Annotated in this window: 9 protein-coding genes and 2 tRNA genes; 5 read left to right on the forward strand and 6 right to left on the reverse strand. The window is 64.0% G+C overall.

Annotated features, from left to right (window positions below; all coding sequences use genetic code 11):
* Nucleotides 1–94: 94 nt before the first annotated feature.
* A complete protein-coding gene (locus EN818_RS00735) occupies nucleotides 95–1,759 on the reverse strand; it encodes a sugar ABC transporter substrate-binding protein (RefSeq protein ID WP_095806062.1) in 1,665 nt (554 codons plus the stop codon).
* A gap of 279 nt (nucleotides 1,760–2,038) precedes the next feature.
* Here EN818_RS00735 and ugpC point away from each other — a divergent pair, with 279 nt between their 5' ends.
* The 3 genes from ugpC to rbsK are packed head-to-tail and all read left to right on the forward strand — an operon-like array spanning nucleotide 2,039 to nucleotide 4,525.
* Entirely contained in the window at nucleotides 2,039–3,097 is a 1,059-nt protein-coding gene (gene ugpC, locus EN818_RS00740) for a sn-glycerol-3-phosphate ABC transporter ATP-binding protein UgpC (protein ID WP_095806061.1), read from the forward strand.
* A gap of 26 nt (nucleotides 3,098–3,123) precedes the next feature.
* Nucleotides 3,124–3,576: an RbsD/FucU family protein gene (locus EN818_RS00745; RefSeq protein WP_095806060.1), complete on the forward strand. Its 453-nt coding sequence runs from the start codon at nucleotides 3,124–3,126 to the stop codon at nucleotides 3,574–3,576.
* A gap of 4 nt (nucleotides 3,577–3,580) precedes the next feature.
* On the forward strand, nucleotides 3,581–4,525 hold the full coding sequence (gene rbsK / locus EN818_RS00750; protein ID WP_095806059.1) for a ribokinase: 945 nt from the start codon (nucleotides 3,581–3,583) through the stop codon (nucleotides 4,523–4,525).
* A 155-nt stretch (nucleotides 4,526–4,680) separates the two neighbouring features.
* Here the strand turns inward: rbsK and EN818_RS00755 are convergent, their stop codons facing one another.
* A complete protein-coding gene (locus tag EN818_RS00755; RefSeq protein WP_095806058.1) occupies nucleotides 4,681–4,893 on the reverse strand; it encodes a hypothetical protein in 213 nt (70 codons plus the stop codon).
* A gap of 387 nt (nucleotides 4,894–5,280) precedes the next feature.
* A tRNA-Asp gene (locus tag EN818_RS00760) sits at nucleotides 5,281–5,357 on the reverse strand.
* Nucleotides 5,358–5,575: 218 nt separating this feature from the next.
* On the opposite strand from EN818_RS00760, the gene EN818_RS00765 reads away from it, so the two are divergent.
* A tRNA-Val gene (locus EN818_RS00765) sits at nucleotides 5,576–5,651 on the forward strand.
* A gap of 64 nt (nucleotides 5,652–5,715) precedes the next feature.
* On the opposite strand, the gene EN818_RS00770 is transcribed toward EN818_RS00765, so the two are convergent.
* Together EN818_RS00770 and EN818_RS00775 are read right to left on the reverse strand one after the other, a co-directional pair.
* Complete coding sequence (locus tag EN818_RS00770; protein ID WP_095806057.1) at nucleotides 5,716–6,993, reverse strand: M23 family metallopeptidase; 1,278 nt, start codon at nucleotides 6,991–6,993, stop codon at nucleotides 5,716–5,718.
* 140 nt (nucleotides 6,994–7,133) lie between these two features.
* Entirely contained in the window at nucleotides 7,134–7,601 is a 468-nt protein-coding gene (locus tag EN818_RS00775) for a peroxiredoxin (RefSeq protein ID WP_135903902.1), read from the reverse strand.
* A gap of 95 nt (nucleotides 7,602–7,696) precedes the next feature.
* Here EN818_RS00775 and EN818_RS00780 point away from each other — a divergent pair, with 95 nt between their 5' ends.
* Nucleotides 7,697–11,095, forward strand: a complete 3,399-nt coding sequence (locus EN818_RS00780) for a DUF3971 domain-containing protein (protein ID WP_095806055.1) — start codon at nucleotides 7,697–7,699, stop codon at nucleotides 11,093–11,095.
* A gap of 9 nt (nucleotides 11,096–11,104) precedes the next feature.
* Here the strand turns inward: EN818_RS00780 and tyrS are convergent, their stop codons facing one another.
* The gene (gene tyrS, locus EN818_RS00785; protein WP_095806054.1) at nucleotides 11,105–12,358 is read right to left on the reverse strand and encodes a tyrosine--tRNA ligase; all 1,254 of its coding nucleotides are present in this window, start codon (nucleotides 12,356–12,358) and stop codon (nucleotides 11,105–11,107) included.
* Nucleotides 12,359–12,533: the final 175 nt, after the last annotated feature.

A 12,533-nucleotide genomic window follows, 5' to 3' on the forward strand; every position in this document is an offset into this window, starting at 1 on the left:
GTTCGCCTCTTTGCGCCGATGACCGTCCTGCCGGTCTAAAAATATGGCCCGGCGACGACATGCCGCCGGGCCACGAGTTGATCATAACGCCTGCCTACATGCCAAGCGAGGCCTTGTAGAGCTTGATCTGGTTCTCGCGACCGATCTGGTCGGTCAGCTTTTCCCAGGCGGCGGCGATCGCGTCGGCGCCTTCCTGCGCTTTCATCTTGCCGGCGAAGGTGTTGGCCAGGATGTCCTCGGCGGTAGAATAATACTGGAAGATGCCGGGGATGCGCGGCTCGATGGCTGCGTTGGGATGGTTGTACGAATCGCCTTCCGATTTGAGATAGGAAGTGATGAAAGCTTCGTCGTAGCCCGCAGCCACCCATTCCGGAATGTTGAAGTGGGAGTTGCGGTAGGGCTGGAAGCCGGAAGGATAGGCCGCGCACCACAGCGACAGGTCCTTGCCGCCGAGATGGGCCGCGGCCGACCACGCCGCCTTCTTCTTCTTCTCGTCGCTGTCGACGCGGGCCATGACATAGACACCCCAGCCGAGATAGGCGCAGTTCGGCGCATAGTTCGGGCCGCTGGCGAGCTTGTCCCACTTGCCGGTCTTGGAGTTGTAGACGTCGTCCGAACCCGGCAGGATCGAGAAGCCGGTGACGTCGCCGATCACCGAGGAATCGTTGGTCTTGACGTTGGAGCCGATGTCGCCCCACCAGGGGATCATCGAACCTGTGCCGGCCAGGAACTGCTGGAAGCCGGTGGTGTTCGGGTCGGCGTTGATCTGATCCGGCGGCTCGGAGGGCAGCGCGTCGATCACGTCCTGGATGGCCCGCACCCAGGCTGGGTTGTTGATGCGCGGCTTCATGGTGTCGGCATCGAACAGCCAGGCCTTGTCGTCGGGATGCTTGGCATAGGCGCTGGCGCGGCTGCCGAGGAAGTAGAAGCCGAAACCGCCCCAGGGCTTGGGCGCGTCGAGATAGCCGTAGACGTCCTGGCCCTTGAACTGCTTGCCCTTGAGGAACTTGGTGACGGCCTGCACTTCCTGCCAGGTCTTCGGAACGCCCCATTCGGTCGTCGCGCCGCTTTCCTTCCACGCCTTGGCGAGGTCCGGATCGGAGAACACGTCAGTCCGGTAGTTGAAGTTGTGCGTGTCGCCGTCGATGGTGACGCGGTACTGCTTCCCGTCCCAGGTGCCGACCGGCGGCTTCAGGTAGTTGACGAGATCGTCCATGTCGATCTGCTTCTTGACCCAATCGGGCATTTCGGAGGTAAGGCCCTTGCCGCAGACGTCGCCCTCGAAGGGCGCGCCCATCTCGATGATGTCGAAGTCGACGGTGCCGGTGGCGATCGACTGCTGCAGGCGGGCGTTGTAGTCAGCCTGGGCGAGGTCGATCCAGCTGATCTTCGCGCCCGTATAGGCCTCCCAAGGCTTCAGGAAACCGCGGAACAGCACGTTGTGGAGGTTCTGGTTGTTGAGGCCCATGAAGGTGAGCTCGACGCCGGCGAATTCACCTTCCTTGACGTTCGCCTTGGTCGCTTCCAGGCAAAGCTCGCCGACTTTCTGGAAGTCGGCGTCCGTCGGCTGGCCTTTGCCGACGCCCGGAATCTGCAGGATTTTCGCGCGCAGATCGTCAGCCGCAGCGGCCGGCCGGGTCAGCGCGCCAAGCCCGGCGCCCGATGCCGCGGCGATTGCAGCCATGCTGGCCGCACCTTTCAACACATCGCGGCGGGACGCCCCGGCACGCACCAGTTTTTCGTAAAGATCGACTCTCATCGCAAGGTTCCTCCCAGAACTTCAGTCGTGAATTGAATTGCCAATCTCTCGGACGCCGAAACGTCTGCGGTTCTCCTATACCATAGGGGGACGTCGGACCCCACCCTGCGTCGCCTGGAGATCCGATTCCGGGGACAAGGATCGGTTGTTCGGATTGGCGCACTCCACTATTCGCGTAATCGATTACCCTGTCAACAAGAATGGCTTTTTATCTATAAGATACCGACTTGCCCTTGCTGTTGGCAATGGCTAGCTTGACCCAAAACGATAGGGGAGACGATGGCTCAAGTCGCGATTACCAATGTGGCCAAGGCATTCGGACCCGTCAAGGTTCTGCATGAGGTCAGCGTCGACATTGCCGACGGCCAGTTCGTCGTTCTGGTCGGACCTTCGGGGTGCGGCAAGTCCACGCTGTTGAGGATGGTGGCGGGACTGGAAACAGTCTCCGGCGGAACCATTTCGATCGGTGACCGCATTGTTAACAACCTGCCGCCCGCCAAGCGCGATATTGCCATGGTGTTCCAGAACTATGCGCTCTATCCGCACAAGACGGTCGAGCAGAACATGGCCTTCGCTCTGAAGCTGCGCAAAACCGATCCCGCGGTGGTGGCCGAACGCGTCAAGCGCGCGGCCGACATCCTCGATCTCAATCCCTACCTCAAGCGCTATCCGCGCCAGCTTTCCGGCGGCCAGCGCCAGCGCGTCGCCATGGGCCGCGCCATTGTGCGCAATCCGCAGGTGTTCCTGTTCGACGAGCCGCTCTCCAATCTCGACGCCAAGCTCAGGGTGCAGATGCGCACCGAGATCAAGGAACTGCACCAGCGGCTGAAGACCACCACCATCTATGTCACCCACGACCAGATCGAGGCCATGACCATGGCCGACAAGATCGTGGTCATGCGCGATGGGCGCATCGAGCAGGTCGGGGCGCCGCTCCAGCTGTTCGACCGGCCGGCCAACCTGTTCGTTGCCGGCTTCATCGGCTCGCCGGCGATGAACCTGCTCAAGGGCACCGTGCGCAAAGGCGAGAAGGCGGTTGTCGACATTGCAGGCACGGCGTTTCCGCTTCCGGCCGGCAGTTCCGCGCAGGAAGGACAGGCCGTCGTCTATGGCGTGCGGCCGGAGCATCTGGAGATTCATCCCGAAGGCGTCGCGGCCACGATCTCGGTGGTCGAGCCGACCGGCTCGGAAACGCTGGTGTTCGTGCGTTTCGGCGAGGGCGAAATGGTGGCGCTGTTCCGCGAGCGCCACGACTTCAAGCCGGGCGATACGCTGAAGCTCAGGCCGCGGCTCGACCATGTCCATCTCTTCGACGCAGGGACCGGCATTCGTCTCTGACCGCAACCAGACTTCATGAGGGAATCATGCTCAAAGGAATCGATCCGCTGCTCAATGCTGATGTGCTCCAGGCGCTGCGCGCCATGGGACATGGCGACGACCTGATCATCGCCGACACCAATTTCCCCTCCGACTCGGTTGCCAAACGGACCGTGCTCGGCAAGCTGCTGCGCATCGACGCGCCGGCGGCGGCGGTGGCGAAGGCCGTGCTGTCCATCTATCCGCTCGACACCTTTGTGAACGATGCAGCCGCCCGCATGGAGATTGTCGGCAAGCCGAACGAGATCCCGCCGGTTCAGAAGGAGGTGCAGAAGGAGATCGACGCGGCGGAAGGCAAGTCGTGGCCGATGATCTCGATCGAGCGCTACGCCTTCTATGAGCGGGCCAAGAAGGCCTATTGCGTCATCCAGACCGGTGAGCGCCGCTTCTATGGCTGCTTCGCCTTCCGCAAGGGCGTCATTCCGCCGGACGCGGAGTAAGGAGATGGCTGCCGGCAAGTCTGTCGTCACTAAGCCTATCGTGATTTTGGGTGTCTTCGTCGCGGACACCGCCTACCGCGCCGATCGCCAGCCGCGCATGGGCGAGACGATCCTCGGCAATTCGTTCAAGCTGGGGCCGGGCGGCAAGGGGTCGAACCAGGCGGTGGCCGCCGGCAAGCTCGGCGCCGACGTCACCTTCCTGACCAGGCTCGGCGTGGATGCCTTCGCCGATATGGCGAAGCAGACCTGGGGCGGCGCTGGCGTCAAGAGCGCCGTCATCGACACGCCGGACAGCTACACCGGTGCCGCCTATATCTTCGTGGAGGAGGGTAGCGGCAACAATGCCATCATCGTCAGCCCGGGCGCGGCGATGCTGATCTCGCCCGCGGATATCGAGGCGCATGCCGATCTGATCCGCTCAGCGGGCGTTTTCGTCACCCAGCTCGAGCAGCCGATCGAGGCGGCGCTGAAGGCACTGGAGATCGCGCGCGGGGCAGGGGTGACCACCATCCTCAACCCCGCACCGGCCGCCAGCCTGCCGGACCGCATCTATGCGCTTTGCGATTATGTCACGCCGAATGAGACGGAAGCCGAAGGACTGACGGGCATCAAGGTGTCGTCGGTCGACGACGCGCGCCGGGCCGCCGACAAGCTGCTCGCGAAGGGCTGCGGCGCGGCGATCATCACCCTTGGCGACAAGGGCGCGCTGCTGCACACGAAAGATCGCTCGGACCATGTCGGCGCCGTGAACGCCGGCCCTGTGGTCGAGACCACCGGGGCGGGCGATGCCTTCAATGGCGGCCTGGCGGCGGCGCTGGCCAAGGGCGATGCGCCCCTGCACGCCGTGCGCTTTGCCTGCGCGGTCGCCGGCATTTCGGTAACCCGACCCGGCACCGCCCCGTCGATGCCGACGCTGGAGGAAGTCGAGGCGCTGCTGGCCGGGCGCTGATTTCCGTCAGCAAGGACTTTTGCCTCGCGGTGGCGAATTTGGCGCAAGCGATGTGCCGGATAACCCAGTAGCCAAAAGCGCAAGCCTGGCCGCACGATACGAGTCGCTATGTTTTTGCAGTCTCGAGGGCGAAGGTCGCGATCGTGAGGTGACCCTCAGTAGTGCGCGGTGAGATTGATCTTCCCGAGGCGCGTTCGTGCGTCGATCACTCGCGCCTGTTCGGACCGGATCCTGCAGCAAAGCGCAAGATTGAGACCAACGCCGCCGCAGCCATCGTCGAGCAATTCGTTAGCGCGGTTAAGAGCCCGCTCGGCCCGCTTCAGGCGCTGTCTCGCCTGGGCCAGTTCAAAGCTGATGATTTCGGCCATTGCCCTTCCTTCGGATTTGACATCCCTTCAAGTTCGAAATCGGTGCGCACCGGATTGGTTCCGACACACGGCTCGCACAGGTCGTCGCATTGGGCTTCGCGTCGCAGGCAGAGAAGTCTTCCATGGGCAGGCCAGGGGTGAACTCACTCCCGGCCTTCTCGCATCGGGAGCAGGTCAAAATACCGCTGCTGGTGGGAGCTGACCGCTTTCTGCGGGCACCGCATCGGGTCTTGCGAAGAATTGGTTCGACGCGCTCGTCGGGTTATGGAGTTTCCACGACTATCCCAGATCGGACGTCTCGCGGTCGCAGAGTGCTGCCACGAGAAAGCGAACGACGGTCCTGGATGTCATGACGCGGCGATAAGGCAGGATTATCCGTGATCCAAATGGCGCGAGTGACGGGGCTCGAACCCGCGACCTCCGGCGTGACAGGCCGGCACTCTAACCGACTGAGCTACACCCGCGCACTGACGAGCACGTGTCAGCCGTGTTCGTCGTTGGGGCGCTGGATAAGGGGTTCGCCTGCGGGTGTCAAGCGCGGCATTTGTTCATAAACGCAAACAGGAGAAGGTTTTTTGACAGGCACACAGCAGTTGCGGAATTCCGCTCGACGACCAGCCTCGCGTCGGTTCATTTGGCCTTGCGAATGCCGCCCTAACTGCTTAAAGGTCCGGCCCGGAGCGGGCGATTAGCTCAGTTGGTAGAGCGCTTCGTTTACACCGAAGATGTCGGCGGTTCGAGCCCGTCATCGCCCACCATTTCGTCGGATCACCGAAACAAGTCTGCCGTGGCGCCCCCTCTCGGGTCGCCGGCTTTGCAAGCTTAGAGGTATTGCGCGAGCTTCTTGCCGACGATCAGGAACCGCAGCGGGTCGACCGCTTCGCCGTTGTGGCGCACTTCATAGTGGAGATGCGGGCCGGTCGAGCGGCCGCTGCTGCCGGTCTTGCCGATCTCGTCGCCGGCGGCAAGCTTCTGGCCGACGGTCACGTCGATTTCGCTGAGATGCCCGTAGCGTGTGGAAAAGCCGTTACCGTGATCGACCTCGACCATGCGGCCGTAGCCGCCGGCCCAGCCGGCCTTGGTGACGGTGCCTGCCGCGGTGACCTTGGCCGGCATGCCGATCGGGGCCCTGAAATCCATTCCCGTGTGCAAGGCCGCCGTGCCGAGGATCGGGTCGGTACGCACGCCGAACGGGCTGGTCACGTTATGGCCGGGGGCAGGGTTGGTAAGTGGCAGCTTACGTGCCTCTTTCTTGATCTGGTCAAGCGCATCAAGGGCCTCGTCCAGCTCCTTGACCTTGCTGTCGAAGATCATCGCGGAATCGAGCGGGACCAGAGGGCCGCCGACGTCGTTCTTGTCGAGTTCGCTGTCGACAGGCAGGCCGGCTGTCTGCAGTGCTTGCGTGATCGCGTCGGCGTTCCGGTAGGCGTTGTCGGCAAGGGTGGCGATGCGGGAGAGTTGCTGGGTTTCGATGGCTTTGAGCGAGGCGTTGATCGACACGAACAGCTTGTCGGCGCGATCGGCGGCAGTCTCGTTGTCCAGCGGATCCGATCTCGTCGCCCACAGCGAGAACGGCCTGGTGTCACCGGCGCCGAGGCTGACGGAGTAGGTCGGCGCCTGCGAGATGCTGCCCGTCACTTCGGCGCGGTCGTCGGGTTTGGTCGCCGCATCGCCGGTCGCCGGCGCATCGCCGACTTCGGTTTCGGCGCGTTCAAGGAGCGGTCCAAGCCGTCCGTGACGCTGGCTGAGCTGGGTCTGCCTGGCCAGGAGCTCGCCGACCTTGGTTTCCATGAGTTGCTGGTCGAGAAGCTGGCGGCTGGTAATGCGGTCGACCTGTGCGCGGAGCGCGGAGATGCGATCCTCATAGGCCTGCTGCATGCGCGCCTGTCTGGCCGTAGCCGCGCCGATCAGGTCATCGCGCAGCACCAGATAGGACGTGGCGAGCAGGTAGCCGATGGCGATTGCCGCCAGGGCGGATCCGATGAGGGCCGCCAGCCAGGGGCGTATGGTGAAATGCCGGATCTCGTTGCCGCGCGCGATGATGACCGTGTGGGGTTCCTTGCGCCTGCCGAAAACTGCTGACTGACCGGTTGACTTCACGGGACCGAGCTTTCGTTGCAACGCCGACGACGAGCCCGAATTACACATTATTAGGGTTAACAAAGCTTTGCGGACTGGATGCTCGCGGTAACGAATGTATGCGGCCGCGAGAGTGCCCTGCGGTGCCGGGACCGGGAGCCTCAGCGGGTTCGCACCGCCTCCAGCACGTCCTCGGCATGACCCTTGACCCGCACCCGGCGCCAGATGCGGGCTATGCGTCCGTCCCTGCCGATCAGGAAGGTGGCGCGCTCAACGCCCATGTATTTGCGTCCGTACATGGCCTTTTCGACCCACAGGTGGAAGGCCTCGATCACCTTCCGCTCCTCGTCGGCGACGAGATCGACGGTGAGGTCGTACTTCTGTTTGAATTTGTCGTGCTTCTTGACGCTGTCCGGCGAAAGCCCGATTACTGCGGCGCCAGCCTTCTCGAACTCCGGCTTCAGCTGCGAAAAGCCGATCGCCTCGTTGGTGCAGCCCGTGGTGTCGTCCTGGGGATAGAAGTAGAGTACGACTGGCTTTCCCCGCAACGCGGCGAGGCTGAGAGTGCCGCCTCCGTCGCGCGGGAGATCGAACTGCGGCGCAAGGTCGCCCACCTCGAGATCTGCCATATCGATGCCCCTGTTTATGGTTACGCGCGGGAAGGCATCGATATAACGTGAAGCGGGGATTCGTCCATGACGAGTTCGTCACAACGGAATATTGCGTGGATCAGGAGCAACCGCAGCACGAGAAGATCAGGTTCAGGCGTGACGAGATCACCGACCTGGGGACGTTTCCGTCCGCGTGCAGCGTGCCGCCGCTCGGCCGGGCTTCGGTCCGCCGCCGTTTCCGTATTCTCGGCCGGTTGTTTGCCGGGCTCTGCACGCTCGTGCTTCTCGCCGCCGCTGCACTCTATGTGCTCGGCTCCTCGGGCATCGGCACCGATCGGCTGCGGGCCGAGGCCGAGGCGGCGATCGAGAAACTGGCCGGCGTCGATGTCAACGTCGCCGTCGGCCCGGCGCGGCTGACGCTCGACGGATCGAGCTTCGTTGCCCTGCAGGTCAGCGATGTCAGCCTGAAAAGCGCCGACGGCAGGCCGATGGCCGATGTCGGTCGCGTCCGCTTCGGCATCCGCCTTCTGCCGCTCCTGTCGGGGGAGGTGCGATTGACGAGCGCCAGGTTCTCCGACGCGCGCATCGTGACCGCGGCAATGCCGTCCGGCGGCGGCGACTGGGCGGCGGCGCTGCGCAACGAGGACGGGCTTGTCGATCCCGAAAAGGTGGCGGCCGTGGTGTTTGCCGGCGTCAATGATGCGCTGGACGCCGTGCGCGAGGACTCGATGCGCCGGATCGAGCTTCGCAATGTCGAGTTCGAATTACCCAATTCGGGACCGATAAAGCGCGTGACTGTCGGCGACGCGACGGTCGCCCAAAGCGGCACGGGCAGCATGCAGCTTTCAGCCGATGCCGATGTCGACGGCAGGCACGTCACCTTGATCGCATCCGCCACCCGCGACGCCAACGCCAGGCGGGTGGCGACGCTCGACGCCGATCTTCAGATGGCTGACGCCGCCGCACACTCAACCGCCAGCGACACAGCGGCTGCCGATGGAGGCCGGCTCGGGACGGTTGCGCTGAAGCTTTCGGGCGCGGAAGCGTCCGGCGAAACGCCGTCGCGCCTGTCGGTCTCGCTGGCGCTCACCGGCTCGGTGCTCGATCTCGGCACGCGCGGCCAACTGTCGGCCGATGTCGATGCCGATGCCACGCTGGTGGCTGGCTCGAACAAGATTTCTGTCGACAGGCTGCAGATCAAGACCGGCCGCTCGAGCTTCGATTTCGCTGGCTCGATCGGGCCGAAGCCGGCGAGCGCGGCGGGCGAGCCCTCCTATCGCTACGACCTCACCAGCGACGGCTCGACGCTTGCGCCTTCGGAATCGCCGGAGCCGGCGCTCAAATTCCTCGCCCGCATCGCCGGCGTCTACCAGACGAAGAGCCGCAAGCTTGTCGCCGAGCAGATCGGCGTGCGCTCCGGCAGCCAGAGCGAGGTACTGGGTTCGGCGGCGCTCGCCTTCATCGACAATGGTCCGCCGGGAATTTCCCTCTCGCTCAACGTGCACGACATGCCGGTCTCGCATGTCAAGCAATTGTGGCCCTGGTTCTCGGCGCGCAACGCGCGCCTTTGGGTGCTAGACAATCTGTTCGGCGGACGCGTCGTCGATGCCAACCTGCAGTTCCAGGTGGCGCCGGGCCGGCTCGGCAATGGCGTTCCGCTCTCGGGCAACGAGGTGTTCGGCCGCTTCCAGGTCGAGGGCTCGCGTTTCGACACGGCGGGACGCATCCCGCCGATCCGCGACGCGGTCGGCGTCGTCGCCTTCCACGGCAACGACGTCGACATCTCGCTCTCCTCGGGCAGCGTCTTCATGGCGAGCGGCCGCACGGTGGCAGCAAGCGGCGGCACGCTGACGGTGAAGGAGGCGAACCACTCGCCGGTGATCGGCGCGCTCGACATCGACGTCGCCGGCGAGGCGCCGGCGATCGCCGAACTCGCTTCCTATGAGCCGATCAACGCCATGCGCCATGTCGGACTGGCACCGGAAGACCTGACCGGAACGGTTACCGGACACGTCCGCGCCGATATCCCGCTGACCTCCGGTGTCGACACCTCGACGCTCGATTGGCAGGTGGCTCTGGACTACAAGGATCTGTCGCTCGCCAAGCCCTTCGAGGACCAGACGGTCACGGAAGCCGACGGCTCGATCACGGTCAGCCCCGACCGGGCGGTGATCTCGGCCGACGCCAGGCTCAACGGTATTCCGGCAGCACTCGATCTGGTCGAGCCGCTCGAGGACAACGGGCCGCCGCGGGGCCGCAAGGTTACGCTCCTGATCGACGACCAGACGCGCGCGGCGATGATGCCGGGGCTGTCGCCGCTGCTTTCCGGAACGATCAAGGTGGCGATCGACAAGAGCGGCGAGGGCAGTCAGGAGGTCTCCGCCGACCTAACCAGTGCGAAACTCGATATCCCATGGGCGGGGTGGAGCAAGGGCGCCGGCATCCCCGCGAAGGTTAACTTCACAATGGCCAAGTCCGGCGGCACCACCACGTTGTCGGATTTCGATCTCGACGGAAAAAGCTTCTCCATCGATGGGGATGTGACTCTCGTCAACGGCGCGCTGACCTCGGCCCGCTTCAGCAAGGTCGCGCTCAACCGGGGCGACAATGTCGCCGTCTCGGTGAAGCGGTCGGGCAAGAGCTATGCGGTCGATGTCAGCGGCGAGTCGCTCGATGCCCGCTCGCTGATCAAGCAGTTCACCTCCGACGTCGATACGGCCACAAAAGGCGCCGGGGCCGATGCGATCTCGGTCAGCGCCGACGTGAAATCGCTGACCGGCTTTCACGACGAGGTCTTGTCCAATCTCAAGCTGGATTACAGCGGCGCCGGGTCAAAGGTGAAGGGACTCGAAGTCAGCGCAACGGCGAGTTCCGGCGCCGCGGTCAGCGTAAGCAACACCACCGGCGACGCCGGGCGCACGCTCAGGATGAAGTCGGCCGATGCCGGTGCGATCCTGCGGTTCCTCAACATATACGAGCACATGGAGGGTGGGGCGATCACGCTGTCGCTCTCGGGTGCGGCCGACGGTCCGATGAAGGGCCAGGTCGATGCCAGCAACTTCTATGTCGTCAACGAGCCCAAGCTCGCCTCGATCGTGTCGACCAAGCCCGCCGGCGACACGCGCAGCCTGAACCAGGCGGTCAAGGCCGACATCGACACATCGAGGGTTCAGTTCGAGCGCGGCTTTGCCGAGATCGACAAGGGGGAGGGCTATCTGAGGCTGGCGAACGGCGTGCTGCGCGGACCGCGCATCGGCACCACCTTCCAGGGCATCCTTTACGATCAGAACAACAACATGGATATGACCGGCACCTTCATGCCGGTCTACGGCCTCAACCGCATCTTCGGCGAACTGCCGCTTTTCGGTCCGCTGCTCGGCAACGGCCGGGACCGCGGCCTGATCGGCGTCACCTTCCGGCTGAGGGGCAACGCCAACAAGCCGAGCCTCGACATCAACCCGCTCTCGGTGATTGCGCCCGGAATATTCCGGTCGATCTTCGAATACCGCTGATCCGGCAGATCAGATCGGACGCACCAGAACGTGCTTCTTCCTGCCTAGCGAGAGCTTTACGACGCCCTCAGCGCCCAGATCTTGGCGCGTCACCATGCGCCGGTCATCCGTCACCGGCTGGTCGTTGAGCCGCACTGCACCGCCCTGGACGTGCCTGCGTGCCTCGCCGTTGGAGGTGGCGAGCCCCGCGGTGACGAAGAGCGACAGGATGCCGATACCGGCCTCGAGCTCCCCCTTGGCCACCTCGACGCTGGGCAGCGTGTCGGCGAGCGCGCCTTCCTCGAAGGTCTTGCGGGCTGTCTCGCTGGCAGTGTCGGCGGCCACGCGGCCGTGCAGCATGGCAGTGATCTCGGTGGCGAGGATCTTCTTGGCTTCGTTGATCTCCGAGCCGCCGAGCTTTTCGAGGCGGGCGACCTCGTCCAGCGGCAGCGTCGTATAGAGCTTCAGGAAGCGGCCGACGTCGGCGTCCTCGGTGTTGCGCCAGTACTGCCAGAACTCGTAAGGCGACAGCATGTCGCCGTCGAGCCAGACCGCGCCCGAGGCCGACTTCCCCATCTTGGCGCCTGAAGAGGTGGTAAGCAGCGGCGTGGTCATCGCGAACAACTGCACGCCCTCCATGCGGTGACCGAGGTCGATGCCGTTGACGATGTTGCCCCACTGGTCGGAGCCGCCCATCTGCAGGCGGCAGCCGAGGCGCTTGTAGAGCTCGACGAAGTCATAGGCCTGCAGGATCATGTAGTTGAATTCGAGGAAGGACAGCGACTGCTCGCGATCGAGCCTGAGCTTGACAGAGTCAAAGGCGAGCATGCGGTTGACGGAGAAATGCCGGCCGACATCGCGCAGGAAATTGACGTAGTTGATCTCCATTAGCCAGTCGGCATTGTTGACCATGACCGCATCGCCAGCGCCGCTGCCAAACTTCAGGTAAGGCGCGAAATTGCGGCGGATGCCGACGAGATTGTCCTCGATATCCTGCGGCGTCAGCAGCTTGCGCGCCTCGTCCTTGAAGGATGGATCGCCGATCATCGAGGTGCCGCCGCCCATCAGCGCGATCGGCCGGTGCCCGGTCTGCTGCAGCCAGTGCAGCATCATGATCTGGATCAGCGATCCGGCATGCAGGCTCTTGGCCGTTGCGTCGAAGCCGATATAGGCACTCACCGTCTCCGTGGCGAAGAGCTGGTCAAGGCCGGCCTCATCCGAAATCTGGTGGATGAAGCCGCGCTCGCTCATGATGCGCAGGAAATCGGACTTGTAGGCGGACATCTGTTTCTTCCCGGAGATCGCCCGGCTCTCAGCCAGGCGTGACATGAAGGCGCGCGTTTAGCATCCGCGGGCGATCAGCAAAAGTGGTTTCCGGTTTTGCGTCCGATCGCCCGCCAGGCAAAGACGGGCGGATCAGCAAAAGTGGTTTCCGGTTTTGCGTCCGATCGCCCGCCAA

This window comes from Mesorhizobium sp. M3A.F.Ca.ET.175.01.1.1, assembly GCF_004791945.1.
Lineage (GTDB): Bacteria > Pseudomonadota > Alphaproteobacteria > Rhizobiales > Rhizobiaceae > Mesorhizobium.